Origin of the sequence: Arthrobacter pascens (assembly GCF_030816475.1) — a bacterium.
Taxonomy (GTDB): Bacteria; Actinomycetota; Actinomycetes; order Actinomycetales; family Micrococcaceae; genus Arthrobacter; species Arthrobacter pascens_B.
The window spans coordinates 1808954-1834769 of sequence record NZ_JAUSXF010000001.1; the positions used below are offsets into that span (position 1 = coordinate 1808954).

General features: G+C 63.5%; 24 protein-coding genes and 4 pseudogenes. 18 read left to right on the plus strand and 10 right to left on the minus strand.

The annotated features are described in order from the left end of the window. Position 1 precedes the first annotated feature (1 nt). From QFZ40_RS08305 to QFZ40_RS08320, 4 genes and pseudogenes are all read left to right on the plus strand, one after another. Positions 2-364, plus strand: a complete 363-nt coding sequence (locus tag QFZ40_RS08305) for a TraR/DksA family transcriptional regulator (protein WP_306903821.1) — start codon at positions 2-4, stop codon at positions 362-364. A gap of 6 nt (positions 365-370) precedes the next feature. Next, the gene (locus QFZ40_RS08310) at positions 371-898 is read left to right on the plus strand and encodes a DNA alkylation repair protein (protein WP_306903823.1); all 528 of its coding nucleotides are present in this window, start codon (positions 371-373) and stop codon (positions 896-898) included. 24 nt (positions 899-922) lie between these two features. Then, positions 923-1363 (plus strand): DUF1810 domain-containing protein, encoded by a 441-nt coding sequence (locus QFZ40_RS08315; protein ID WP_306903824.1) that lies wholly within the window; start codon positions 923-925, stop codon positions 1361-1363. A 489-nt stretch (positions 1364-1852) separates the two neighbouring features. Then, a pseudogene (locus QFZ40_RS08320) lies at positions 1853-2608 on the plus strand (IS30 family transposase); the annotation flags it as partial. Positions 2609-2622: 14 nt separating this feature from the next. Here QFZ40_RS08320 and QFZ40_RS08325 read toward each other — a convergent pair. Beyond that, on the minus strand, positions 2623-3825 hold the full coding sequence (locus QFZ40_RS08325) for an IS110 family transposase (RefSeq protein WP_306902761.1): 1203 nt from the start codon (positions 3823-3825) through the stop codon (positions 2623-2625). A 238-nt stretch (positions 3826-4063) separates the two neighbouring features. Here QFZ40_RS08325 and QFZ40_RS08330 point away from each other — a divergent pair. Further along, positions 4064-4516: pseudogene (locus QFZ40_RS08330) on the plus strand (IS30 family transposase); the annotation flags it as partial. A 99-nt stretch (positions 4517-4615) separates the two neighbouring features. Here the strand turns inward: QFZ40_RS08330 and QFZ40_RS08335 are convergent. Both QFZ40_RS08335 and QFZ40_RS08340 read right to left on the minus strand, forming a co-directional pair. Next, positions 4616-5509 (minus strand): glucose 1-dehydrogenase, encoded by an 894-nt coding sequence (locus QFZ40_RS08335; protein ID WP_306903825.1) that lies wholly within the window; start codon positions 5507-5509, stop codon positions 4616-4618. Between the two features lie 80 nt (positions 5510-5589). Next, positions 5590-6096, minus strand: coding sequence for a metallophosphoesterase family protein (locus tag QFZ40_RS08340; protein WP_306903826.1), 507 nt, complete (start codon positions 6094-6096; stop codon positions 5590-5592). A 71-nt stretch (positions 6097-6167) separates the two neighbouring features. Here QFZ40_RS08340 and QFZ40_RS08345 point away from each other — a divergent pair, with 71 nt between their 5' ends. Together QFZ40_RS08345 and QFZ40_RS08350 are read left to right on the plus strand one after the other, a co-directional pair. After that, positions 6168-6359, plus strand: a complete 192-nt coding sequence (locus QFZ40_RS08345; protein WP_306903827.1) for a DUF1918 domain-containing protein — start codon at positions 6168-6170, stop codon at positions 6357-6359. A 61-nt stretch (positions 6360-6420) separates the two neighbouring features. Then, entirely contained in the window at positions 6421-6999 is a 579-nt protein-coding gene (locus tag QFZ40_RS08350; protein WP_373427411.1) for an NUDIX domain-containing protein, read from the plus strand. On the opposite strand, the gene QFZ40_RS08355 is transcribed toward QFZ40_RS08350, so the two are convergent. Then, positions 6993-7670: an endonuclease/exonuclease/phosphatase family protein gene (locus tag QFZ40_RS08355; RefSeq protein ID WP_306903828.1), complete on the minus strand. Its 678-nt coding sequence runs from the start codon at positions 7668-7670 to the stop codon at positions 6993-6995. The two genes, QFZ40_RS08350 and QFZ40_RS08355, sit on opposite strands and share 7 nt — an antisense overlap. Before the next feature lie 164 nt (positions 7671-7834). Between QFZ40_RS08355 and QFZ40_RS08360 the strand changes: the two genes are divergently transcribed. Together QFZ40_RS08360 and QFZ40_RS08365 are read left to right on the plus strand one after the other, a co-directional pair. Further along, complete coding sequence (locus QFZ40_RS08360) at positions 7835-8638, plus strand: thioesterase family protein (protein WP_306903829.1); 804 nt, start codon at positions 7835-7837, stop codon at positions 8636-8638. Between the two features lie 173 nt (positions 8639-8811). Beyond that, positions 8812-9576, plus strand: a complete 765-nt coding sequence (locus QFZ40_RS08365) for a lipoate--protein ligase family protein (RefSeq protein WP_306906870.1) — start codon at positions 8812-8814, stop codon at positions 9574-9576. Positions 9577-9630: 54 nt separating this feature from the next. On the opposite strand, the gene QFZ40_RS08370 is transcribed toward QFZ40_RS08365, so the two are convergent. Beyond that, positions 9631-9888 (minus strand): mycoredoxin, encoded by a 258-nt coding sequence (locus QFZ40_RS08370; RefSeq protein WP_214959633.1) that lies wholly within the window; start codon positions 9886-9888, stop codon positions 9631-9633. A 127-nt stretch (positions 9889-10015) separates the two neighbouring features. On the opposite strand from QFZ40_RS08370, the gene QFZ40_RS08375 reads away from it, so the two are divergent. Continuing rightward, positions 10016-10765 (plus strand): SOS response-associated peptidase, encoded by a 750-nt coding sequence (locus QFZ40_RS08375; protein WP_306903831.1) that lies wholly within the window; start codon positions 10016-10018, stop codon positions 10763-10765. A 44-nt stretch (positions 10766-10809) separates the two neighbouring features. Here the strand turns inward: QFZ40_RS08375 and QFZ40_RS08380 are convergent, their stop codons facing one another. Next, positions 10810-11232, minus strand: a complete 423-nt coding sequence (locus QFZ40_RS08380; RefSeq protein WP_306903832.1) for a VOC family protein — start codon at positions 11230-11232, stop codon at positions 10810-10812. 19 nt (positions 11233-11251) lie between these two features. On the opposite strand from QFZ40_RS08380, the gene QFZ40_RS08385 reads away from it, so the two are divergent. Further along, positions 11252-11572 carry a chorismate mutase gene (locus QFZ40_RS08385; protein ID WP_306903833.1) on the plus strand — a complete coding sequence of 107 codons (321 nt, stop codon included), beginning with the start codon at positions 11252-11254 and terminating at the stop codon, positions 11570-11572. 20 nt (positions 11573-11592) lie between these two features. Here the strand turns inward: QFZ40_RS08385 and QFZ40_RS08390 are convergent, their stop codons facing one another. Further along, complete coding sequence (locus tag QFZ40_RS08390; RefSeq protein ID WP_306903835.1) at positions 11593-11982, minus strand: hypothetical protein; 390 nt, start codon at positions 11980-11982, stop codon at positions 11593-11595. A 164-nt stretch (positions 11983-12146) separates the two neighbouring features. Here QFZ40_RS08390 and QFZ40_RS08395 point away from each other — a divergent pair, with 164 nt between their 5' ends. The 6 genes from QFZ40_RS08395 (at position 12147) to pdxS (ending at position 20385) form a co-directional block, all read left to right on the plus strand. Then, positions 12147-12482, plus strand: a complete 336-nt coding sequence (locus tag QFZ40_RS08395) for a DUF6504 family protein (RefSeq protein ID WP_306903836.1) — start codon at positions 12147-12149, stop codon at positions 12480-12482. After that, positions 12479-15967, plus strand: coding sequence for a DNA polymerase III subunit alpha (locus QFZ40_RS08400; protein ID WP_306903837.1), 3489 nt, complete (start codon positions 12479-12481; stop codon positions 15965-15967). The genes QFZ40_RS08395 and QFZ40_RS08400 overlap by 4 nt, the downstream gene beginning before the upstream one ends. 115 nt (positions 15968-16082) lie before the next feature. Next, positions 16083-18092 (plus strand): threonine--tRNA ligase, encoded by a 2010-nt coding sequence (thrS, locus tag QFZ40_RS08405; RefSeq protein WP_306903838.1) that lies wholly within the window; start codon positions 16083-16085, stop codon positions 18090-18092. A gap of 19 nt (positions 18093-18111) precedes the next feature. Further along, complete coding sequence (locus QFZ40_RS08410; RefSeq protein WP_306903839.1) at positions 18112-18699, plus strand: HIT family protein; 588 nt, start codon at positions 18112-18114, stop codon at positions 18697-18699. Continuing rightward, positions 18689-19312 carry a phosphatidylinositol phosphate synthase gene (gene pgsA, locus QFZ40_RS08415; protein ID WP_306903840.1) on the plus strand — a complete coding sequence of 208 codons (624 nt, stop codon included), beginning with the start codon at positions 18689-18691 and terminating at the stop codon, positions 19310-19312. Before QFZ40_RS08410 ends, pgsA begins: the two co-directional genes overlap by 11 nt. 146 nt (positions 19313-19458) lie before the next feature. Then, positions 19459-20385: a pyridoxal 5'-phosphate synthase lyase subunit PdxS gene (gene pdxS, locus QFZ40_RS08420; RefSeq protein WP_306903842.1), complete on the plus strand. Its 927-nt coding sequence runs from the start codon at positions 19459-19461 to the stop codon at positions 20383-20385. Positions 20386-20582: 197 nt separating this feature from the next. Here pdxS and QFZ40_RS08425 read toward each other — a convergent pair. Further along, positions 20583-21035: pseudogene (locus QFZ40_RS08425) on the minus strand (IS30 family transposase); the annotation flags it as partial. Positions 21036-21273: 238 nt separating this feature from the next. On the opposite strand from QFZ40_RS08425, the gene QFZ40_RS08430 reads away from it, so the two are divergent. Beyond that, positions 21274-22476, plus strand: coding sequence for an IS110 family transposase (locus QFZ40_RS08430; protein ID WP_306902761.1), 1203 nt, complete (start codon positions 21274-21276; stop codon positions 22474-22476). Between the two features lie 14 nt (positions 22477-22490). Here the strand turns inward: QFZ40_RS08430 and QFZ40_RS08435 are convergent. Further along, positions 22491-23246: pseudogene (locus QFZ40_RS08435) on the minus strand (IS30 family transposase); the annotation flags it as partial. Positions 23247-23757: 511 nt separating this feature from the next. After that, positions 23758-25770 (minus strand): M3 family metallopeptidase, encoded by a 2013-nt coding sequence (locus QFZ40_RS08440; protein ID WP_306903843.1) that lies wholly within the window; start codon positions 25768-25770, stop codon positions 23758-23760. Positions 25771-25816 lie beyond the last annotated feature (46 nt).

Sequence of the window (25816 nt, forward strand, 5' to 3'; positions counted from 1 at the left end):
CATGGCTGATTTCGAGCGGTTCCGGGTTCTGCTGGAGGAAGAGCGGCAGCGCAAACTGGCCTTGCTTCCCGCCCTTCGCGCTGACATCTCATCAGCCAACGAAGCACGCCATGGCTCCAATATTGACGACGAACACGATCCCGAAGGTGCCACGATTGCCTTCGAGCTCTCGCAGGCAGCCGCACTGCTGGAGCAGAGCGTTGCGGGCCTCGCCGAAGTGGAAGCCGCCCTGGCCAGGATTGCCGACGGCACCTACGGGATCTGCAGCGTCTGCGGAGAACCGATCTCGGAAGGCCGGCTGGAGGCCCGTCCATGGACGTCGTTTTGCATTGTCCACGCGGCCGCCGGGCGCCAAGGACGGTAGCGCTGCATGGACCACGACATCCAGGACGTTGCAGGCTTCATCGACCTCACCCTGCAGAACGAGGGCGCCTGGTACCGGGCGGAAGACGTTGAGTCGCGCCTGGGCGCCGTCCTGACCTCCTATGGAGCGTCGGTCGGAGCCGTACGCGGCACGGTCCGCGATGCCCTCAGGAAGTTCAAAGACCTGGGCCACGACGAGATTACCGCCCTTGCATCCCAGCTTTGGGGCCCGCCGCACCCCGGCAGGAATCCTGTCTACGAGCGCCGCCTGGCCGCCGTCGTCCTCCTGCAGTCCCGGGTGGCCCTGCTGCGGCACTCGGATCTGACCAGGGTCGAGGGCTTCATCCGCTCCGCGAACACGAACGTGCTGGTCGACCCGCTGATCGCCGACGTCGTGGTTCCGCTGCTCGGCGCGTTGCGCGGAAGGGACCTGCAGCGCGCCGACACGGTGCTCGCCCGCTGGCGCCAGGATCCCGACGGATCCCTTCGCCGCGCCGCGTCCCTCGCCGCCGAGCAGACAACCCGTTCGGCATAGGAGAGCCTGGAGAAGGAGAACACTATGCATGACCCCTATAACCTGGACCGGTTCGTCGCAGCACAGGAGGGTGGCGGCACATACGATCAGGCGCTCGCGGAACTGCGGCGCGGGAACAAGACCGGGCACTGGATGTGGTTTGTCTTTCCGCAGATTTCCGGATTGGGGCAGAGTCCCACGTCCCGGCTATATGCCATCGGATCCCTGGCCGAAGCGCGGGCGTACGTGAAGCACGGGCTGCTGGGGCCAAGGCTGCTCGAATGTGCCACTGCTGTCGCCGCCCACGCAGGCCGTCCGGCCACCGACATCCTCGGCGGCATAGATGCGAGGAAGCTGCACTCCTCCATGACGCTGTTCCTGAGGGCGGCCCCGGAGGAAAGCGTCTTCCAAGAGGTCTTGGACGGCTTCTTTGACGGCCAGCCCGACGCCGCCACCGAATCGCTGCTGCTCTCCGGCGGGGATTGAACCAGGACGACGACGGCGGGCCCGCGCTGCCTTGAGTTCTAGCGGTCGTTGCAACACCCATACATTTTGGGAGTTGCAACGACCGTGCCGCATTTAAGCGATATCTCAGCGGAGTCCCGGAAGTATGCGAGATCGACTGTTCAGCAGAGGGAAGCGTTCTTCCGAGTTTTTGACCGACTCGGAAGTGCGACATTGGCCGCGGCAGAACTGGGTTTGAACCGGAACAGCTGCTATCAGTGGCTCCGCAAGGCTGGCCTCACTTCCGGGAACACCGCATCAACCCGGCAGGCAGCCAGAGCCAAGTACACACCCGAACAGAAACGGGAGTTCTTGTCCGTTCTCGAGCGGGAAGGGAGCGTCACTGTTGCCGCTGCTGAGCTCAGCCTGAATGTAAACACCGCATTCCGCTGGGCACGCGAGGCGGGCATTTCCAGCCGACCGGTGAGTCATCGCAGGCGGGCGGAGTACCTGCGCTTACGAGACCAAGGACTGAGCCGGCGCGATGCGGTCCAGGCCCTGGGCGTCCCCCGCAGCAGTGCACGGGAGTGGGAGCTCGGGGTGAGGAAATCCGGCGGTCGACGCATTTATCCAGCTGGACGGAGAATGCACTACAACCATGATGTGGATTCTTCGACACTTCCTGCCGTCCCCGACAAAAGGCGGCAGACCCGGCCTGTATCGATCTCGGTGCTCGAACGGCCCATTGACCCGAGGTTTCTGTCGCTGCAAGAACGCGAAACCATCCGGGACCTGAACGCCGCTGGGGCTTCGCTGCGTTCAATCGCGGCAGTGTTGCAGCGATCGCCGTCGACCGTTAGCCGGGAAATCGCCCGTAACGGCCACCCGGGCGTTGGCTACCAGCCGTATGCGGCGCAACGTCAAGCTGCCTCACGCCGCGCCCGGCCCAAGACCGCGAAACTCGCTGGTGAATCGGACCTGAGCAACTACGTGAAAGAGAAACTGCTCATACGCTGGTCTCCAGAGCAGATCAGCCACACGCTGGTCGAAGATTTCCCCGAACTGCCGGAGATGCGTGTGTGCCCAGAGACGATCTATCAAGCCCTCTACGTCCAGGCCCGAGGCGGACTCAAACGCGAAATTCAGGCGGCCCTGCGCACCGGCCGGACCCGCCGCAAACCCCATATCACCGGCGAACAGCGCACCTCCCGCTTCACGGACCGCATGGTCATGATCTCCGAACGACCGCCCGAGGTCGAGGACCGTGCCGTCCCCGGCCACTGGGAATCTCAATGTTTCTGTCAAGCTGCTTGAGCGCTGATTCTGGCCATCGGTTCCTGGTAGATGGTGTGGTCGCGGAGCATGGCCCAGAGGACGTTCATGCGGCGTCTGGCGAGGGCAATGAGGGCCTGTTTGTGAGACTTTCCCTCGCTGCGTTTCCGGTCGTAGTAGGTTCTGGATGCGGGACTGTTTTTCAGGCTGGAGAGCGCGGCAAGGTAGCAGGTCCGGAGAAGTCTGCGGTTGAAGCGGCGTGGCCGATGCAGATTTCCGCTGATGCGTCCGGAATCGCGTGGGACCGGGGCCAGGCCTGCGACGCTGGCGAGGCGGTCGACGTTGTCGAACCCCTTGAGGTTACCGCCGATATTCGCGAGGAAAGTCGCCGCGAGAACCGGCCCGAACCCGGGCATGCTTAGTAGAACGTCGGCGCTGTCGTGTTGGTGGAACAGGTTGGTGATCTGGGTATCGACGTCGTCGATCTCTGCGTCAATGGCGCTGATCTGCTCGGCCAGCCGGACAGCCAGGGCAGAGCCGGTCGATTGTGTTGGCAGGACCGTGTGCTGGGAGTTCGCGGCTATCAGTGCCTTCTCGGCCATCTTGGCACTGTTCCGGCAGCCACGTTTTTTGAGCCAGCCGGCCAGCCGGCTCAGACCTATCCGCCGGATGGCCTCCGGGGTCTGATAGCCGCCTAGGAGGATCAGAGGCGCCTTCTTCGAGTAGTCGAACGCCCCCTCGAGCGCCGGAAAGTATTCCAGCAAGGTGGCGCGGAGCCGGTTGATTGCTCGGACTCGGTCACAGATCAGATCCGTGCGCCGCGCCGTAAGGAGCCGCAGGTCCACACTGATCTGGTCCGCACGACGGACGGGCTGCAGATCGGTGCGCATCCGCGCCTGATCGGCGATGATCCTGGCGTCTTTCGCATCCGTCTTGCCATCACCGCGGTAAGTTGCTGCGGCGTGGTGCACGATCCGTCCGGGGATATAAAGCAACTGCTGTGCATGCGCGGCCAGTAGCTCGATCAGCAGCGCGGCGCCTCCAGCGTTCAAATCCGTCGCCCAACAGACCTCTCCACCGGCCGCGACCTCCGCAACCTTGGCTATGAGGCCGAGGAGCACGCCCTCGTCGTTTTCAACCCGTGTCGAGAGCAGGACCTTCCCGGCCTGATCGATCACTACGCAATGATGAGCCCGCTTGCCCGAGTCGATTCCCACCCAAACCGCCGGCATGCTTTATCCCCCTTCAATCAGCTTCAATTTTTCATAACCCTGTCGATAACTACGCCGGCACGTCCTTACCCAACGATCAATGTCGTAATTCTCAATCAGCGGTCGAGTCATCGGCGGGCAGCGGGCGGCCATTCCCAGTGAGCCGTCCAAGCGGCAGGGAGACCTGTGCCATACCCGCCACCCGAGGGTGATCGAAACACTACGACAGCTCCGAAATCATCCACAACAACACCGTAAGGAAGGCGACCTGATCACCGGGACACTAAACCAGTCCGCCATCGCAACCCTGGTCGAACGCACCACCCGGTACGTGATGCTCGTGCACCTGCCCGCAGACCACACCGCTGAAACCGTCCGCGACGGCCTCGTCCGAACCATCAGTACCCTTCCAGCGCACCTGCGCGGCTCACTGACCTGGGACCAAGGCGCCGAAATGGCCGGACACCGATCCTTCACCATGGCCACCGACATGCCCGTCTACTTCTGCGACCCCGCAAGCCCCTGGCAGCGCGGCTCCAATGAGAACACCAACGGCTTATTGCGCCAGTACTTCCCCAAAGGCACGGACCTGTCCGTCTACGGCCCGGAAGATCTCGAACACGTCGCCCAGGAACTCAACGGCCGCCCACGCAAAACGCTCGGCTGGAAAACCCCAGCCGAGCGCCTGCGTGTTCTACTCTTGACTACTTAGCCACCGGCGGTGTTGCAACGACCCATGGAATCCGCCTGCTACGGCGGCCGCCCGCCGTCGGGGTTCTGCTGCCCGGCACCCCTATAAGGGCGGCACCCCCTAGGGTGTGGGGTTTCCCCCGTTGACGTTCAGGGTTTCCCCGATCACGAAGCTGGATTCCGCGGACGCCAGGAACACGTAGGCCGGGGCGAGCTCGGCAGGCTGGCCGGCACGGCCCAGGGGAGTGGACTGCCCGAACTCCGGCAGCTTCTCCTTCGGCTGGCCGCTGCTGACCTGCAGCGGCGTCCACACAGGGCCCGGTGCCACGGCGTTGACACGGATCCCCTTCGGCGCCAGCTGCTGGGCCAGGCCTTTCGTGAAGTTGTTGATGCTGGCTTTGGTGGTGGCATAGTCCACCAGCGTGGGCGATGGATTGTAGGCCTGGATCGACGTGGTGTTGATGATCGCAGAGCCGGCCGGGAGGTGCGGGAGCGCCGCCTTGGTGAGCCAGAACATGGCATAGACGTTCGTCTTCACCGTGTGGTCGAACTGCTCATCCGTGATCTCCGTCAGGTCCTCCTGTGCCACCTGCTTTCCGGCGTTGTTGACGAGGATGTCCACACCGCCGAGGACTGCGACGGCGGTGTCCACCAGGTCGAGGCAGGCCAACCGGTCCTTGAGGTCGCCCGGCACCTTGACGGCCTGGCGGCCGGCCGCCTCAACCAGGGCTGCGATCCGGGCTGCGTCCTCCTCCTCTTGGGGCAAGTAGGACAACACGACGTCGGCGCCTTCACGGGCGAAGGCGATGGCTGTTGCGGCCCCGATCCCCGAGTCCGCCCCCGTCACGATCGCCTTCCGGCCTTCAAGCCGTCCAGTGCCCCGGTAGGTCGCTTCGCCCAGATCGGCCTTGGGTTCCAGGCCCGCGTCCAGGCCCGGCTCGGGCTGGTGCTGCTCCGGCGGCGAGATCTTCCCGTAGGCCGTCACCGGGTTTCTGAAGGTGTACTGGTCGGTCATGATGGTCCTCCTGGTGCAGAAGCTAAGCATGCTTAGGGTTTAAGCCTAGGCAATGAGGAAAGCTCCTGCAAAGCCGATTGTCAGTCCTTCCGGACTTCCACGAGTTCGACGTCCAGCAGTCGGCCGTCATGCACCACGGCGGTCATGTAGGTACAGACAGGCTGGCGCCTGCGGTCGGTGGGGGAGCCGGGGTTCAGCAGCCGCAGTCCGCGTGCCGACGTGGTGTCCCAGGGGATGTGGCTGTGTCCGAAGACCAGGACATCGGCATCGGGAAACACTTCATCGCAGCGGTCCTCCCTGCCCTTTGCGGGGCCTGTTTCATGCACCATGGCGAACCTGACGCCTTCCAGGGTCACTGCCACCTTTTCGCTGAGGCGGCTTCTGAGGTCCGGCCCGTCGTTGTTGCCGAAGACGGCCACCAGCCGGCGGCTTCGCCGCTCGAATTCATCCAGGAGTCCCGCCGTCACCCAGTCGCCGGCATGGAAGACGACATCAGCGTTTTCGACGGCGGACCAGGCCTGTGCGGGGAGGGTCCGGGCCCGGTGGGGCACATGGGTGTCGGAGATCAGCAGGAGGCGCAGGGGCATAGCTGAATCCTGCCATGCGGCCCTGTTCGGGCGCGTCCGCACGTCGTAATCTGGGGCTGGAGGTGATTGCCATGGAGGCAGCGCAGGGCGACAGGATCATCGTTCGGGGAAGGACTGTTGAATCATCAGACCGGCACGGGGTAATCGTGGAAGTCAGGGGCCAGGGCGGTGCTCCGCCCTACCTTGTGCGCTTTGACGACGGACACGAGACCATCATGTATCCCGGCGGTGATTTCGCCGTCGAACGCAGCCACGCGGGTTAGCCCGCGGCGTGGCCCGCCGCTGACATCGCCTGTGCCGCCGGGTGCCTGTCAGACTGGAGCCATGGATCACTCATTGGCAGCCATGTCCCCGGATGCGGGCCTTTCGAACGCAGGCCAGGCTCCGCCCGTCCGCACCGGGCCGCGGGATCCCGGCGATGCCTGGGTGGAAGGCGCCCAGGGACGTTTCTGGGGCAGGTTCGGCGCGGCCGGTGTCCTTGCCTACGATCCGGACAAGGGGGTACTCCTGCAGCACCGCGCGGCCTGGAGCCACAACGGCGGAACCTGGGGATTGCCCGGCGGCGCGCTGCATCAAGGCGAGGACGCCGTCACGGGTGCGCTCCGGGAAGCGCACGAGGAGGCCGCCGTCCCCGCCAAGGATGTAAGCATCCTGTTCACTTCTGTCCTGGACGTCGGCTACTGGTCCTACACCACCGTGGTCCTGCTGGTCCGGAAGCCCTTTGATCCCGTCATCAGCGATCCGGAGAGCATTGAGCTGCGGTGGGTTCCGCTGTCAGAAGTGGAAAGCAACGAACTGCATCCCGGTTTCGCAGCCGCATGGCCTGAACTGCGCCAGCGGATGCTGGACCTCGCGGAAGGCGGGATCGCGCGGGCTACGGGGCCGGGAAATAACCGTCAGTAGTCCTTGCCGTACTCCGCGCTAACAAGGATGGGCAGGTGGTCCGACTCACCGCGCGGCAGGGTTTCCACGCTTTCAATATCCAGGCCCAGCGACGTGGCGAAGTCGAAGTGCCCCTTGAATACCTTGTACCGGGTGTAAGTGCGGCGGTCGCTGAGTGACAGCGAGTAGCCGGAGTTCTTCATGTGTTCATCGAGGCTCTTGGTGAAGAACGGGTAGTTGAAATCCCCGACCATGAGCGTCATGAGGCCGCTTCCCATGGTCAGCAGTTCTGCGTGGGCGGCATGGATCTGTTTCCGCCTCAGCGAGTTGGAAGCGGTCAGTGGTGCGGCATGGAAGGATCCGATCACCAGCTCGTGCTGCGTTTCGTTGTCCATCACCCGGGTTCCGATGAGGCGTTCGTGGGCCGGGGCGAGCACCCTGTCATGAAGCGACTTCTTCAGGGCGAAGGACTGGGTATCCATGGCCGTAAAGCGGCTGGTGCGGTAATAGATGGCCAGGCCCAGGCGGTTTCCCTTGGTAGTGTCCGCAAGATGCAGCGGTCCCAGGGTCTCCGGCAGGTCGCTGGAGTCCACTTCCTGAAGGCACAGGGCGTCGATTTCGAAATTCTGGGCAAGTGCAAGGAGTTCACCGCTCGCCTTGTGCTTGCGAAGGTTGTAGCTGATGACGCGCATCGGTTGAGCACCTCTTCGGAGGGTTGCTGACAGGACCAGTTCCTGAGTCTACCCAGATAGCGGTCCCCGGGCTCCGACATTTCGCCGCGTCCGGAACAACGCGCCCCCCGCCGCCAACGGCTAGAGTTAATCCCGATTCACCCAAAACCGCAGGAGGGCCAACGTTGACCAAAGAACTGCCCGAACTTGCCGAAGGCAACTTCTACTACCAGTCGCTGGGCGGCGGCAGGTTCCGCTCCACTATCCACGCCCAGGGCGCCTGGAACGAACACGAACAGCACATGGCGCCGGCCTCGGGGCTGATGGTGGACAGCCTGGAACGGCACGAGCCCCGCGCTCACCTGCGGATGGCGCGCCTGAGCTTCGAGATCCTGGGCCTGATCCCGGGCGGGGAGTTCCACATCGAAACCGCCACCCTCCGTCCCGGCCGGACCATTGAGCTGTTGCAGGCGGACCTGGTGGCCCATGGCAGGGTGGCCATCCGGGCCACTGCCTGGCGGATGGTGACCAGCGACACCAGTGAGGTGGCCGCCGTCGAGGACACCGCCATACCCGGGCCGTACGAATGCAAACCCTACGACGGCGCCAGCGTCTGGCCCGGCGGCTACATCCGCTCAATTGAGATGAGGGTGGCGGAGGGCCACCGGCCGGGGGCCGGCAAGGTCTGGCTGCGGACTGAACACCCGCTCACGGATGACGCAGACAGCGGTGACCTGGCCCGCCTCATGGGCCTGGTGGACACGGCCAACGGGATCGCCGCACGGGTCCCTCCGGGCAAGGACAGTTACGCGTTCCCCAACCTTGACCTGCAGATCCACATGTACCGCCGGCCGGAGGGGGAATGGCTTGGACTGGACAACGCCGTATCCTTCGGAGCAGATGGCATTGGCCTGACCTCCACTGTCCTGCACGACCTGCAGGGACCGTTCGGGCGAGCCGAACAGATCCTGACACTGCGCAGATCCTGATACTGCGCAGATCCTGATACTGCGCAGATCCTGATACTGCGCAGATCCTGACACGTTTGCCATGAGAAGAAGGCGGCGTCCCGGACGACCAGGGCGTAACCTAGGGTGGGCCTGCCGGTCAGGCGGCCGGGACAGCGAGGAACTGCACCATGACCACAGGAGAGCTCACGAACATGCGTGACGCCGGGGCCGGACTTGGAACTCTGACTGTCGTGCGGCAGGAGCGCTCGCTGGGGGCGGCCCGGGACCTTGAGTTCGGGATTGAACTGCTGACGCAGGCAAAAACCGGCAGGATCGGCCCTACCCTGAGGCTGTACCGGCCGAAACCCACGGTGGCCTTCGGCCAGCGGGACGCCCGGCTGCCGGGATTCGATGCCGCCGCCCAAGCCTGCCGTGACCAGGGCTTTGAACCCCTGGTCCGCAAGGCCGGGGGTCGCGCCGCCGCCTACCACGAGGGCACGCTCGTGGTTGATCATGTGGAACCGCACGCGGACGCCATTGCCGGATCAAAGAGCCGGTTCGCCTTCTTTGGCGAACTGTTGGCAGTTGCCCTTCGCAGTGCCGGCGTGCAGGCTGCGGTCGGCGAAATTCCGGGGGAGTACTGCCCGGGGGAATTCAGTGTCCATGGCCTTGACCCCCGGGACGCTGCACACCGGGTGAAGCTCATCGGCACGGCCCAGCGCGTGGTGGCCGGGGGCTGGCTGTTCAGCTCTGTGATCGTGGTCGAGAATTCCGCTCCCATCCGCAGGGTATTGACGGACAGCTACGAAGCACTGGGCCTTGACTGGGATCCAGCGACCGCGGGAGCAGTCAATGATCTGGTGCCGGGGCTGGACGTCAAAGCGATCGAGGAGGCGCTGCTTGGCACTTATGCGGGTCAGGCCTCCCTGCGGTTCGCCGAATTCGGCAGCTATGCCGGCCGCGACGGGGAGGCCTAACCCGCTTGGGGCCTCGCCGTCACACTCAGCGAGGCTGACTCTGAGGCGTGACTCTTAGGCTGCCAGACGGGACTTGACCTCGGCTGCCGAGGGGTTGGTGGCGGCGGTGCCGTCGGGGAAAAGCACGGTGGGAACAGTCCGGTTGCCGCCGTTGATCTGCTCCACGAGTTCGGCGGTCCCATCAACTTCCTCGATGTTGATTTCCGTGTAACCGATGCCCTGCGCGTCCAACTGCTTCTTGAGCCGGTTGCAGTAGCCGCACCAGGTAGTGGAAAACATGGTGATGGTGCCGGATTCGGGAGTAAAGTCCACGGAGCTCTCCTACGTGTTGAGGGTGTTTGTTCCCCACAACGGTATCCTGCCGGGCAGTATTCCCCGGATCCGCGCCGGCATTTAACATCGGATGACACCACTTGAAGGCCAATGGCATGCTGGAGCCATGTGTGGACGCTATGTTATGGCACGGGCCGTGGGGGACCTGCTTGCTGAGTTTGATGCCCGGCTGGAGGAAGAGGTGGACATTCCGCCGTCCTGGAATGTGGCTCCCACCGATGATGTGCCGATTGTCCTGGAGCGGCTGATCGACGACGCGACCGTGCGGCAGCTGCACGTGGCCCGGTGGGGGCTGGTTCCGTCCTGGGCCAAGGATCCGGGCATCGGGGCCAGGATGATCAACGCGCGGAGTGAGAGCGTCCTGGAAAAGCCGGCATTCCGTAAGGCCGTCCAGTCGCGGAGATGCGCGGTCCCGGCGGATGGCTACTACGAATGGAAGCAGGGGGCAGACAAGAGCAAGCAGCCCTACTATGTCCGCCCGGCCGAAGGGAGCGGGCTGGTTTTCGCCGGCCTCTACGAATGGTGGAAAGACCCGTCCAAGGCAGAGGGGGATCCCGGCCGCTGGATGCTTTCCACTTCCATCCTGACGGCGGACACTCCGCCCCCGGGAGCGGAATCCACCATTTTTGGCCAGCTGACGGCACTGCACGACCGTGTGCCGCTGCCTATGGACCGGGCCACGATGGAGCACTGGCTGGATCCGGAGGCCGACGATGCGCCCGCCCTGGTGGAGCTGGTCCGGGCCGGCGTGAAGGACGTTGCCGCGGCGTGGCGAGTCGATTCCGTGGGCAAAGAGGTGGGGAACGTACGCAACAACTCACCCCAACTGATCCGGCCGGTCGAAGCGCTGTTCTGAGGAGTCCCGTTCTGTGACCGGGTGATGGCAGAGGTTCCTGACCCCTAGACGGTGACCTTGCCGTCGTCGTCCACTGTCCAGGTGGGGTTGTAGGCAACCTCCCAGCGGAAGCCGTCCGGATCAGCGAAATAGCCGCTGTACCCGCCCCAGGGCTGGGTGACGGGCGCAGCAACGATGGCCGCCCCGGCCGCAGCGGCGTCCGCCATCACCTGGTCCACCTCATCGGTGCTGCCAAGGTTATGGCTGAGGGTGATGCAGGGTACGCCACCCGGAGCGTCAACGTCCGCCTCCGCCTGCATCTGGCCGGCGTCCCAGAGGGAGAGAATCAAGCCGTGGTTGACCTGGATGAACACCACATCGCCGGGAAATTCGCGGTGGACGGGCCAGCCAAGCCCCTCAGCGTAGAAGCGGCGGGAAGCGGCAACGCTGCGTACACCTAATGAGATGAAGTCGACTCTGGGCTGCATGCTTCGATACTGTCAGAAGATGGCGACAATTCAAGGAAACGACAGAGACGCCCTGGCAGACAAAGAACAACTGGCTGCAGTGCGGATCGCGGTCGACGAGGTGGACGACCAGATCGTCACTCTCATTGCCCGGCGTGAACGGTTGATCCGGATCGCCGGGACCCTTAAGGGAGACGACGCGGAAGTCCGTGCTCCCGGCCGGGTCGAGAGGATTATCGAGCATGTCCGGTCGGCTGCGGAAAAGAAGGACATCGATCCGGACATCGTAGAGTCCACCTACCGGGCCATGATCTCAGGCTTCATCGAACTCGAGCTCAAGGTCCACAACGAGAACAGCTGAGCAGTAGCGCTCTTCCCTCTTTATAGAGCTTCCTCGACGGCGACGCCGGCCTGGAATTCCCGGCCGTCGGCCTCGCTGAAGGCTGACATGATATGGCCCTTGCCCAGCCCGTGGATGGCTGCTGCCGGGAAGTTGCCTGTAATGGTGTTGCCGGAGTGCGAGACCCCGCTGAGATCGTAGTTTTCTTCGGTGCCCTGTTCGTGACTGAACGAGTAGAAGGCAATAGCTTCCCCGTTCATGAACTCGATGCCCAGACGTCTCTGTGATGAATAGTCGGGACTGGCTGCCACAAGCCCCACCACGTATGCACCGGATCCCGGGATGTTGCCGTCGATATCGAAGGTGGCCACCAGCGTTGAGTCCAGGGCCTTGATGCTTACGTGCTTGAGGAGTGCGTCATGGGTACTCATGGCACAATCCTGCTCCCTGCCGTCCCGTCCGTCCACCCCCTTCTAGGTTTTGTCAGGGCACCGGCGTAGACTGGAATCGTTCGAATATGTATTCGAAGGGCCGGTATTTTGAAGGCCGTCAGCAATGAATTCCATAAGGGTTCAGTTCAGTTCGGGAGGCGCCCATGGGCATGTTCAGCGAGTCAGTTGACGTCGTCTGCACCGCTGCCGGGGAGCCTCAGGAGCTTCAATGGGCAGGACGGCGCTATACGGTATGCGCTGATCCGGTTCGGTGGTACGAACGCCGGCAATGGTGGGTAGAGGAAAGCCGCGCACCCCTGGGAAGCGGGCCCGGGCTGGTGGACCACGAGATCTGGCGCGTCCAGGTACGCGCCTCGGATCGCCCCCAGGGTTCCGACGCCGCCACAGGCGAGCTCACCCTTGACCTGACCCGGCACATCGGCAGTGGCCGCTGGAGGCTCCTGCGGATCCATGACGCACTCCACCCCCGAACAGCATGACTTTCACGCACCTCCACGTATCTACTGCCTTCAGCGCCCATTACGGCGTTTCCTGGCCGGACGAGCTTGCCCAGGTTGCCGCCGCGGATGGCGCTACTGCGCTCGCATGCACGGACAGGGACGGGCTCTACGGCACCATCAAACACCTCAAAGCCTGCATGGCTGCCGGAATAGACCCCATTGTGGGGGTTGACCTTGCGGTCTTCGACGACGACGGCGACCAACGAACCCAACTTGCCGGCCGGGTAGTCGTGCTCGCCCGCGGAAACAACCAGGGAGCCGGATACCGTGCCCTGTGCCGGCTGGTATCGGACGCCCATGCCCGCACCTCCGGTAAGGCCGGGGGAGCGGTTCCCGTGGCTATCACCCGGGCCGAACTTGCATCCCGGACCCTTGATCCACGGACCCTTAAGCCGGTATTGACCGTCCTGATAGGACCCGATTCCGACGTCGGACTGGCCCTGGGCGGACGGCGCTACCTGCGTCCCCGCACCCTTTTCAAACGCTGGCTCGATGCCATGCCGGCAGGGACTGTGGTGGCTGAAATTGTCTCCCAGCTCAGCGCGCCCGGCGCGCCCCTGAGCACAGCCCATGCAGTCCGCATGCTTAAACTCGCGGAAGAACACGGGGTCCCTGCCGTGCTCACCAATGCTGCCCGGTACTGCGCCGAGGACGGCGCCGCAACGGCAGACGTGCTGGACTCAGCCCGGACGCTGAAGTCGCTTCCGGAACTTGCCGCCGAGCCCCTGCTCCAGCCAAACGGCCAGGGCTGGTTGAAATCAGCCGGTCAGATGCTCCAACTGGGCAAGGAAATCATCAGTGCCGCAGGGTATGGTGCCGCCGATCTTAAACAGCTGATGGCCCAGACCGAGGTGCTCGCTGACCTTTGCAGGATTGATCCAGTGGCGGACATGGGCTGGAAACAACCGGTTGTCCCTGAAGCCTCAGTGATCGGCATCAGCCAGGACCCTGATATTGAACTGGTGCAGCGCTGCGAGGCCGGCATTGCCAGGCGGTTCCCGGGTATATCCGGTACCGCCGAAAAGGACATGCGCCAGCGCCTCACCCATGAACTGGGTATCATCCAGAACCTTGGATTCTCCTCCTACTTCCTCACGGTGGCGGAAGTTTCCAGGATGATCATTGACATGGGGGTCCGCGTCGCCGCCCGTGGTTCCGGCGCTTCCAGCCTGGTCAATTACCTGATCGATATCAGCCAGGTGAACCCCCTGCAGCACGACCTTGTTTTCGAACGGTTCCTGTCCCGGGACCGGGCCACTTTGCCCGATATTGACCTTGATGTTGAAAGCGCAGAACGCCATAACGTCTACCGGAGGATCTTTGACCGGTTCGGCGCCGAGCGGGTCACGCTCATGAGTATGCAGAACGGCTACCGCGCCCGCGGCGCCGTCCGGGACGCCGGGATGGCTTTGGGCATGGATCAGGGCGATGTGGGGGAAATCGCGAAGCAACTGTGGCGTTTTTCTGCCCGAAAGTTCCGGGAGGCAATGGCGGAAAAGCCTGAGCTGAGGGAGTTCGCCGGGCGGGTGGAACAACGGGAGTTTACAGAAAACCAGCAGCTGGACCTGCTCGTGGACCTTACTGAACGCCTTGACCGGCTTCCGCGGCACATATCCATGCACCCCTGCGGGGTGATCCTGGGCGATGCGACCCTGCTTGACCGGACCCCTGTCCAGCCGAGCGGACTGGGGCTGCCTATGAGCCAGTTCGACAAGCACGACATGGATCCCATGGGCATGCTCAAGCTCGATGTCCTGGGGGTCCGGATGCAGAGTGCCATGGCCTTTGCTGTCAGGGAAGTCATCCGGATCCACTCCTCCAAAGCGGAAGTGGTCGCCGCGGGTGCACACCCCACAGGCCCTGATGGCACCGGGCCGGACTATATCGCCGAGAATGGGCATATCGAGTTGAATGCCGTGCCCCTTGATGACGAACCAACCTATGAGCTCATCCGAAGCACTCACACCCTGGGCTGTTTCCAGATCGAATCCCCGGGCCAGCGTGAGCTGGTGGGCAAGATGGCACCCAGGGACTTCAATGACCTCATCATCGATATCTCGCTGTTCAGGCCGGGGCCCATGAAATCGGATATGGTGCGGCCATTCCTGGAACACCGGCACGGTTTCGCCCCGGAAGTTTATCCGCACCCTGACCTGAAACCCGTGCTTCAGGAAACGCATGGGGTCACCGTTTTCCATGAACAGATCCTGAAGACCTTCGACATCATGACAGGATGCGGCCTCGCCCGTGCTGACGAATTCCGCCGCATTCTGGGCAATGAGGAACGTGAGCCGCAAGTGGAGGAGTACTTCCGAAGGGAAGCCCGGATCAAGGGCTACGCCCCTGACGTGGTGGATAAGGTCTGGGGGACCCTGAAGTCCTTCGCCAGTTTTGGCTTCTGCAAGGCACACGGTGCGGCTTTTGCCGTGCCCACCTACCAGTCAGCCTGGCTCAAGGCGCACCATCCCGAAGCCTTCCTGGCGGGGTTATGGGAACACGATCCCGGGATGTATCCCAAGCGGCTCCTGGTGGCGGAAGCCCGCAGGCTCGGTATCCCGATCCTGCCCCTGGACATCAACCGCAGCCAGGCGGAATACCGGGTAGAACGGATCGCTGATGGAAAGGACCGCGGCAAACTGGGAATCAGGCTGAGCCTCAATGGGATATACGGCATGTCCGCTGCCGAGCTCAAACGCATTGTCTCCGGTCAGCCCTACGAATCGCTGGCGGATCTCCGCGACCGGTCAAGGCTCAGTAAGCCCAGCATCAAGAGGCTGGCCCAGCTGGGTGCCTTTGACTCACTCCACCGGGAATCCGGCGGCGCAGCCAACCGGGCGGACCTGGTCCAGCACCTGCAAAAGCTCCAGGCCACGGGAAGCACCAGGAAGGCCCCAGAGGTCATGGAAGGGCAGTTGGCATTGCCGCTGGGGGACGTGGAACTCCGGAACGTGAAGCCAGGCCTTCCCGCGCCCACCCTGGTGGACAATGTCAGGGCGGAACTTGACCTGATGGCCATTGACGCCAGCGGGCATCTGATGGACAGCCACCGTCCTATGCTGGACAGGCTCGGGGTCACCACTGCGGACAAGCTGCTTGGCCTGCGCAACGGCACCGAGGTGCTGGTTGCCGGGGTGCGCATCGCCACGCAGACGCCGCCCATGCGTGGCGGCCGCCGCGTGGTCTTCATCAGCATCGACGACGGCACAGGCTGCGTCGACTCGGTCTTCTTCCATGAGGCACAGGAACAGGCGGGAATGCTGCTGTTCGGAACGCGGCTGCTGCTCATCCGGGGCACCACGCGGCGTACCGGTCCCAGGGGAATCAGCCTGAGCGCCAACATGGCCTGGGACTTAAGCCGGATCGAAACGCTGCCCTTCCCGCAGTCCGCACCGGAGACTGCGGACGTTCCGCATCCGCTGGACGGGATCAGCCGGAGCCTGGCAATTACCGGAATGGGCAGCTGAACACGGCCCGGTCCCGTTGGTCGGCCCCCGGCGAAACCGATAGCATTGACGATGGCTGGCTGTGGTCCCCGTACGCCACAAGCTATGAAGCCTAAACTTTGAATAGGAGACACCCGTGTCAGATGCCCAGCAGATCACCCTCATCGTCGACGGCGAAGAGACCAAGGTGACTACCGGGACAACCGGTGCGGAACTCTTCTTTGAGCGCCGTGACGTCGTTGTGGCCCGCATTAACGGCGAGCTGAAGGACCTGGACCAGGAACTGCCTGAAGGTGCCGAGATCCAGGCCGTGACCATCGGTTCGCCTGACGGCCTGAACGTGCTCCGCCACTCCACGGCCCATGTCATGGCGCAGGCAGTGCAGCAACTGCGCCCGGACGCGAAGCTGGGAATCGGCCCGTACATCACGGACGGCTTCTACTTCGACTTCGATGTCGCAGCACCGTTTACCCCGGAGGACCTCAGGACCCTGGAAAAGATGATGCTCAAGATCGTCAACCAGAACCAGAAGTTCGTCCGCCGCGTGGTCAGCGAAGACGAAGCCCGCGAAGCCGTGAAGGACGAGCCCTACAAACTGGAACTGCTGGGCAAGAAGAACGAGGCCGCCGAAGCCGGTGAAGGAGTCAACGTCGAAGTCGGCGCCGGGGACATCACCATCTACGACAACGTGGACCGGAAAAGCGGCGACAGCGTCTGGTGCGATCTCTGCCGCGGCCCGCACCTGCCCAACACCAAACTCATTTCCAACGCCTTCGCGCTGACGCGTTCCTCCTCCGCCTACTGGCTGGGCAACCAGAAGAACCAGCAGCTGCAGCGGATTTACGGCACGGCCTGGCCCACCAAGGATGAGCTGAAGGCCTACCAGGAGCGCCTCGCAGAAGCAGAACGGCGGGACCACCGCAAGCTTGGCGTGGAACTGGACCTGTTTTCCTTCCCTGACGAGCTCGGTTCGGGATTGCCGGTATTCCACCCCAAGGGCGGCATCATCCGCAAGGAGATGGAGGACTACTCCCGCCAGCGCCACGTCGACGCCGGCTACGAGTTCGTCTACACACCCCACATCACCAAGGGCCACCTGTATGAGGTCTCGGGCCACCTTGACTGGTACAAGGACGGCATGTTCCCCCCGATGCGGGTGGATGAGGAACTCAACGCTGACGGTACTGTCCGCAAACCCGCGCAGGACTACTACCTCAAGCCGATGAACTGCCCGATGCACAACCTGATCTTCCGCTCCCGCGGACGGTCCTACCGGGAACTGCCCCTACGACTCTTCGAATTCGGGTCCGTCTACCGGTACGAAAAGTCCGGTGTGGTCCACGGGCTGACCAGGGTGCGTGGCATGACGCAGGACGATGCCCACATCTATTGCACGCGGGAGCAGATGAAGGATGAGCTCACTAAAACCCTGAACTTCGTCCTTGGGCTCCTGCAGGATTACGGCCTGAACGACTTCTACCTGGAGCTTTCCACCAAGGACCCGGAGAAGTATGTCGGGGAGGACGCCGCCTGGGAGGAAGCCACCAGGACCCTCGAGGAGGTGGCGCATGACTCCGGGCTGGAACTCGTGGCGGATCCGGGCGGAGCCGCGTTCTACGGGCCGAAGATTTCCGTGCAGGCCAAGGACGCCCTGGGCCGTACCTGGCAGATGTCCACCATCCAGCTGGACTTCAACCTCCCGGAACGGTTCGAACTGGAGTTCCAGGCTGCAGACGGTACCCGGCAGCGGCCTGTGATGATCCACCGTGCACTGTTCGGCTCCATCGAGCGGTTCATGGGCGTGCTCACCGAGCACTACGCCGGGGCGTTCCCGGCCTGGCTGGCCCCCGTACAGGTGGTGGGCATCCCCGTGGCCGAAACATTCAACGACTACGTGTTCGACGTCGTTGACCAGCTTAAGGCGGCGGGCATCCGCGCCGAGGTGGACACCAGCTCGGACAGGTTCCCCAAAAAGATCCGCACTGCAAGCAAGAACAAGATCCCGTTCGTCCTGATTGCAGGCGGCGACGACGCCGAGGCCGGCGCGGTGTCCTTCCGCTTCCGGGACGGCAGCCAGGACAACGGCGTGCCCGTGGCCGAGGCAGTCAAGCGGATCACAGAAGCCGTCCGCAACCGGACCAGCTAGCGGAACGGATATAGACACGGTGCAGGAGAACACAGGCGCAGGATATCCAGGCGATGCCGGCGTGACCGATGATTTCGATCTCGCGGGTGTCCCCGATGCCTTCCAGCGCCTGTGGACTCCGCACCGGATGGCCTACATCAAGGGCGGCCAGCACCAGTTCAAGAACGAAGAGGACTGCCCCTTCTGCGTCGGCCCAAGCAGGACTGACGAAGAATCGCTCATCGTGCACCGGGGAAAGACCTGCTACGTGGTTCTCAACCTGTTCCCGTACAACCCGGGCCACCTGCTGGTCTGCCCGTACCGGCATGTGCCCGACTACACCGACCTCACGCTCGAGGAGACTGCGGAGTTCGCAGAGTTGACGCAGACCGCCATGAAAGTCCTCCGCAAGGTGGCTAACCCGGGCGGCTTCAACCTGGGCATGAACCAGGGTGTGGTGGGCGGAGCAGGGATTTCGGCCCACCTGCATCAGCACATCGTTCCGCGGTGGGGCGGTGACGGCAACTTTTTCCCCATCATTGCCCAGACCAAGGCCATCACCCAGACGCTGGATGAGGTTCGCCAGCAGGTTTCACAGGCCTGGCCCGGGGAGACGGATGCTGAATAGGCACGCGCGCGGTTTTTTCACCGCGTTGTTCACCCCGCTTGCCCGCTGGCTGCTCAAAATCGGTGTTTCCCCCGATGCAGTCACAGTCATCGGTACAGCGGGTGTGGTGGTGGGCGCCCTGGTCTTCTACCCCCTCGGCCACCTCTGGTGGGGAACGCTGTTCATTACGGCGTTCGTCTTTTCCGACGTGCTGGATGGCATCATGGCCCGGATGCGTGATGCCGGCGGGCGGTGGGGCAACTTTCTGGACTCCACGCTGGACAGGATCGCCGACGGAGCACTGTTTGCCGGACTCGCGATCTGGTTCTTCACAGGTGGCGCCCACTTCGCGATCGCTGTGGCCGCCGTCATCTGCCTGGTCCTGGGCATGGTGGTCTCCTATGCCCGGGCTAAAGCCGAGTCGCTGGGATTCACTGCCAACGTTGGGATCGCGGAGCGGGCGGAGCGGCTCGTCTCGGTGCTGGTCGTCACCGGATTCACCGGTCTGGGGCTCCCCGGAATCGTCCTGCTGGTGACACTCGGGCTCCTCGCGCTGGCCAGCCTGGTCACGGTGATCCAGCGGGTGCTGTCAGTCCGGCGCCAGGCCCTTGCGGAATCCACTGCATCCGATTAATCCTGATTAAGCCCGCTGGCCGCGGTAGGACTAGTATTAGGAATGCCCGGTCAATGGATCCGGCAATCCGGTGCGTGTATCTAGCGGCATGACCTTGCCGCCTTCCCGCCCCGGCGAAGGTCATCTATCTACCCATAGGGGTTTTTGTGTCTACACCTGATGTAAGCAGCGAAGCCGGTTCGTCCCCGAACAGCGTCACGGGCAGCAAGCGCGTCAAGCGCGGCATGGCTGAGATGCTCAAGGGCGGCGTCATCATGGACGTCGTCAACGTCGAGCAGGCCCGCATCGCCGAAGATGCCGGTGCCGTTGCAGTGATGGCGCTGGAACGCGTTCCCGCCGATATACGTGCCCAGGGCGGCGTGTCCCGGATGTCGGATCCTGACATGATCGACAAGATCATCGATGCCGTGTCCGTGCCGGTCATGGCCAAGGCCCGGATCGGCCACTTCGTCGAGGCGCAGATCCTGCAGTCCCTGGGCGTGGACTACATTGACGAGTCCGAGGTCCTGACCCCGGCTGACTACGCCAACCACATCGACAAATGGGAATTCACCGTTCCCTTCGTCTGCGGTGCCACCAACCTGGGTGAGGCTCTGCGCCGCATCAATGAGGGCGCGGCGATGATCCGGTCCAAGGGCGAGGCCGGCACCGGCGACGTCTCCAACGCCACTACCCACATGCGCCAGATCCGTGCCGAACTGCGCAGGCTCTCCTCCCTGCCGGAGGACGAGCTCTACGTCGCCGCCAAGGAACTGCAGGCGCCGTACGAGCTGGTCAAGGAAGTCGCCCTGACAGGCAAGCTTCCGGTCGTGCTGTTCACCGCCGGCGGCATCGCCACCCCCGCTGACGCGGCCATGATGATGCAGCTCGGCGCTGACGGTGTGTTCGTCGGCTCCGGCATCTTCAAGTCCGGCAACCCGGCCCAGCGCGCCGCCGCCGTCGTCAAGGCCACCACGTTCTTCGATGACCCTGACGTCATCGCCAAGGCCTCCCGCGGCCTCGGCGAAGCCATGGTGGGCATCAACGTCGACGAGATCCCGCAGCCGCACCGCCTCGCCGAGCGCGGCTGGTAGTTCTCTGCCTTACGGCAGATCCTGATCCTCTGCTTGCTATTCCCCACGTCCCGCTGGGGCCGCTTCGCCGCGAGCGGGGACGCAGGGCCCCTTTTACGCAAGCTGCCGGACCAGTACCTGCCTCCGAGCAAGCAAACCGCGACGGCGGCGAGTCACCTTTGGGCGGATTCCATGGGTCGTTGCAACACCGCCGGTGGCTAAGTAGTCAAGAGTAGAACACGCAGGCGCTCGGCTGGGGTTTTCCAGCCGAGCGTTTTGCGTGGGCGGCCGTTGAGTTCCTGGGCGACGTGTTCGAGATCTTCCGGGCCGTAGACGGACAGGTCCGTGCCTTTGGGGAAGTACTGGCGCAATAAGCCGTTGGTGTTCTCATTGGAGCCGCGCTGCCAGGGGCTTGCGGGGTCGCAGAAGTAGACGGGCATGTCGGTGGCCATGGTGAAGGATCGGTGTCCGGCCATTTCGGCGCCTTGGTCCCAGGTCAGTGAGCCGCGCAGGTGCGCTGGAAGGGTACTGATGGTTCGGACGAGGCCGTCGCGGACGGTTTCAGCGGTGTGGTCTGCGGGCAGGTGCACGAGCATCACGTACCGGGTGGTGCGTTCGACCAGGGTTGCGATGGCGGACTGGTTTAGTGTCCCGGTGATCAGGTCGCCTTCCTTACGGTGTTGTTGTGGATGATTTCGGAGCTGTCGTAGTGTTTCGATCACCCTCGGGTGGCGGGTATGGCACAGGTCTCCCTGCCGCTTGGACGGCTCACTGGGAATGGCCGCCCGCTGCCCGCCGATGACTCGACCGCTGATTGAGAATTACGACATTGATCGTTGGGTAAGGACGTGCCGGCGTAGTTATCGACAGGGTTATGAAAAATTGAAGCTGATTGAAGGGGGATAAAGCATGCCGGCGGTTTGGGTGGGAATCGACTCGGGCAAGCGGGCTCATCATTGCGTAGTGATCGATCAGGCCGGGAAGGTCCTGCTCTCGACACGGGTTGAAAACGACGAGGGCGTGCTCCTCGGCCTCATAGCCAAGGTTGCGGAGGTCGCGGCCGGTGGAGAGGTCTGTTGGGCGACGGATTTGAACGCTGGAGGCGCCGCGCTGCTGATCGAGCTACTGGCCGCGCATGCACAGCAGTTGCTTTATATCCCCGGACGGATCGTGCACCACGCCGCAGCAACTTACCGCGGTGATGGCAAGACGGATGCGAAAGACGCCAGGATCATCGCCGATCAGGCGCGGATGCGCACCGATCTGCAGCCCGTCCGTCGTGCGGACCAGATCAGTGTGGACCTGCGGCTCCTTACGGCGCGGCGCACGGATCTGATCTGTGACCGAGTCCGAGCAATCAACCGGCTCCGCGCCACCTTGCTGGAATACTTTCCGGCGCTCGAGGGGGCGTTCGACTACTCGAAGAAGGCGCCTCTGATCCTCCTAGGCGGCTATCAGACCCCGGAGGCCATCCGGCGGATAGGTCTGAGCCGGCTGGCCGGCTGGCTCAAAAAACGTGGCTGCCGGAACAGTGCCAAGATGGCCGAGAAGGCACTGATAGCCGCGAACTCCCAGCACACGGTCCTGCCAACACAATCGACCGGCTCTGCCCTGGCTGTCCGGCTGGCCGAGCAGATCAGCGCCATTGACGCAGAGATCGACGACGTCGATACCCAGATCACCAACCTGTTCCACCAACACGACAGCGCCGACGTTCTACTAAGCATGCCCGGGTTCGGGCCGGTTCTCGCGGCGACTTTCCTCGCGAATATCGGCGGTAACCTCAAGGGGTTCGACAACGTCGACCGCCTCGCCAGCGTCGCAGGCCTGGCCCCGGTCCCACGCGATTCCGGACGCATCAGCGGAAATCTGCATCGGCCACGCCGCTTCAACCGCAGACTTCTCCGGACCTGCTACCTTGCCGCGCTCTCCAGCCTGAAAAACAGTCCCGCATCCAGAACCTACTACGACCGGAAACGCAGCGAGGGAAAGTCTCACAAACAGGCCCTCATTGCCCTCGCCAGACGCCGCATGAACGTCCTCTGGGCCATGCTCCGCGACCACACCATCTACCAGGAACCGATGGCCAGAATCAGCGCTCAAGCAGCTTGACAGAAACATTGAGATTCCCAGTGGCCGGGGACGGCACGGTCCTCGACCTCGGGCGGTCGTTCGGAGATCATGACCATGCGGTCCGTGAAGCGGGAGGTGCGCTGTTCGCCGGTGATATGGGGTTTGCGGCGGGTCCGGCCGGTGCGCAGGGCCGCCTGAATTTCGCGTTTGAGTCCGCCTCGGGCCTGGACGTAGAGGGCTTGATAGATCGTCTCTGGGCACACACGCATCTCCGGCAGTTCGGGGAAATCTTCGACCAGCGTGTGGCTGATCTGCTCTGGAGACCAGCGTATGAGCAGTTTCTCTTTCACGTAGTTGCTCAGGTCCGATTCACCAGCGAGTTTCGCGGTCTTGGGCCGGGCGCGGCGTGAGGCAGCTTGACGTTGCGCCGCATACGGCTGGTAGCCAACGCCCGGGTGGCCGTTACGGGCGATTTCCCGGCTAACGGTCGACGGCGATCGCTGCAACACTGCCGCGATTGAACGCAGCGAAGCCCCAGCGGCGTTCAGGTCCCGGATGGTTTCGCGTTCTTGCAGCGACAGAAACCTCGGGTCAATGGGCCGTTCGAGCACCGAGATCGATACAGGCCGGGTCTGCCGCCTTTTGTCGGGGACGGCAGGAAGTGTCGAAGAATCCACATCATGGTTGTAGTGCATTCTCCGTCCAGCTGGATAAATGCGTCGACCGCCGGATTTCCTCACCCCGAGCTCCCACTCCCGTGCACTGCTGCGGGGGACGCCCAGGGCCTGGACCGCATCGCGCCGGCTCAGTCCTTGGTCTCGTAAGCGCAGGTACTCCGCCCGCCTGCGATGACTCACCGGTCGGCTGGAAATGCCCGCCTCGCGTGCCCAGCGGAATGCGGTGTTTACATTCAGGCTGAGCTCAGCAGCGGCAACAGTGACGCTCCCTTCCCGCTCGAGAACGGACAAGAACTCCCGTTTCTGTTCGGGTGTGTACTTGGCTCTGGCTGCCTGCCGGGTTGATGCGGTGTTCCCGGAAGTGAGGCCAGCCTTGCGGAGCCACTGATAGCAGCTGTTCCGGTTCAAACCCAGTTCTGCCGCGGCCAATGTCGCACTTCCGAGTCGGTCAAAAACTCGGAAGAACGCTTCCCTCTGCTGAACAGTCGATCTCGCATACTTCCGGGACTCCGCTGAGATATCGCTTAAATGCGGCACGGTCGTTGCAACTCCCAAAATGTATGGGTGTTGCAACGACCGCTAGAACTCAAGTTGCGGTGACCTCGCCGCCGTCGTTCTTTTTGTGGTGTGGGGGGAGCGGGGACTATTCGAGGCCGCGGCGCTTTAGGAGGGGCTCCAGTCTGGCGTCGCGGCCGCGCAGGATGCGGAAGGACTCCAGGGGATCGCGGCTGTTGCCCCGGGACAGGAGTTCCTGGCGGAACCGTTCCCCGTTGGCGCGGGTCATGCCGCCGTTTTCCGTGAACCAGTCCACCGTTTCGGCGTCGAGCACTTCACTCCAGATGTAGGAGTAGTAGCCGGCGGCGTAGCCTGCGCCCGCGAAGATGTGCTGGAAGTAGCCGGTGCGGTACCGCGGCGGGATCAGCGGATGGGCAATACCCGCGGCGGCCAGGGCCTTCGCCTCGAACTCGAGGGCGTCCTCGGGGACGTTGCCGGGCTCCAGCACATGCCAGGCCAGGTCCAGCAGCGCCGCGCCGAGGTATTCAGTGGTCGCGAAGCCCTCACCCCAGAGTCGGGACTTGTTCAGCTTGTCCACGACGTCCTGCGGGAGCTGCTCTCCGGTCGCGTAGTGGCGGGCATAGTTCGCCAGGACCTCGGGCCAGAGGATCCACATCTCGTTGACCTGTGACGGATATTCCACGAAGTCTCGGGGTACCGAGGTCCCGGAAAAACGGGGGTACGTCACGCTGGACAGGAGTCCGTGCAACGCGTGGCCGAATTCGTGGAATGCCGCCCGCAGTTCATCCAGCGTCAGGAGCGTCGGCTCGCCCGCCGGCGGCTTGGAGATGTTCAGGTTGTTGATGACCACTGCCTTGGTGCCCAGCAGGCCGGATTGTTCAACGAGGCAGTTCATCCATGCCCCGCCGCGCTTCGTTTCCCTGGTGTAATAGTCCCCCAGGAACAGGCCCAGCCCGCTGCCGTCCTCGTTCCGGACCTCCCAGACGCGGACGTCCGGGTGGTAGCCGGCAAGGTCTCCCCGTTCGTGGAAAGTGATGCCGTACAGCGAGGTGGCCGCATGGAAGATGCCATCCCGCAGCACCCTGTCCAGCTCGAAGTAGGGCCTGAGGGCCTGCTCATCGACGGCGTATTTCTCCCGGCGGACCTTGGCGGAGTAGAACGCCCAGTCCCATGTTTCCAACGGGTGCCCGGCGATCTCCGCCAGGGCGGCCGCCTCTGCGTCGGCGTTACGGACCGCGGCCGGTGCCAGCCGCCCGAGCATGGTCTGGACAGCTTCAAAGTCGGGCGCCGTCTGCCGGTCCGCTTCGAGTTCCGCGTAGTTTGCGAATCCCAGGAGGGCGGCCTTTTCGGCCCGGAGTCGGGCCATGGACCTGGCCAGCGCCAGGACATCGAGGTCGCCGCTGTCGCTCCCTCGGCTGACGGACGCTTCAAACAGCCGACGCCGGACCTCCCTGTTTTCGAGCGCGGCCATGGCCGGCTGGTTGGTGGGCTGGATGAGGGTCAGCAGGAATTTGCCGTCATGGCCAGCTACGCGTGCGGCTTCCGCTGCGCTGGCAACGTCGTCGGCCGGCAGGCCTGTCAGCTCATCTTCGCTATCAAGGAGGAGGGCTGCGGATTTCATGGCCTCCTTCACCCGCTGGCCGAATTCCGTGCCCAGTCGGGACAGCTCTGCGTTGACCGCTTTCAGCTGTTCCTGGCCGGCGACTTCCAGATGGATCCCTGACTGCCGGAATTCCTTGAGATACTCCTCCACCAGTCGAGCGGATTCGGCGTCGCAGTTCGTTGTGTCTATCGCGGCAAAGCGGTCAAATAGGGCCCGGTTGAGGAAGATGTCATCCTCATGGGCTGACAGGCGCGGGGACAATTCCGTCTCCAGGTCACGGATGGCGTCGGAGGCATCGGCTGATACGAGCGTGAAGAATGATGCCGTGGCCCGCTCCAGCAGGCGGCCGGAGCGCTCCATGGCCACGGCCGTGTTGGTGAAAGACGCCGGTTCCGAATTGTCCACGATTGCCTGGATCTCTTCCAGGTGTTTGGCGAGCCCCGCATCCACTGCCTCGGCATAGTGTGAGGCGTGGATGCCGGCAAACGGCGGGAGCCCGTAGGGCAAGGGACTGCGGCTCAGCAGGGGATTTGTCATGAAGTAAACCTTGCACATGACCGCACTCTTCTCAATGCACCAAAAT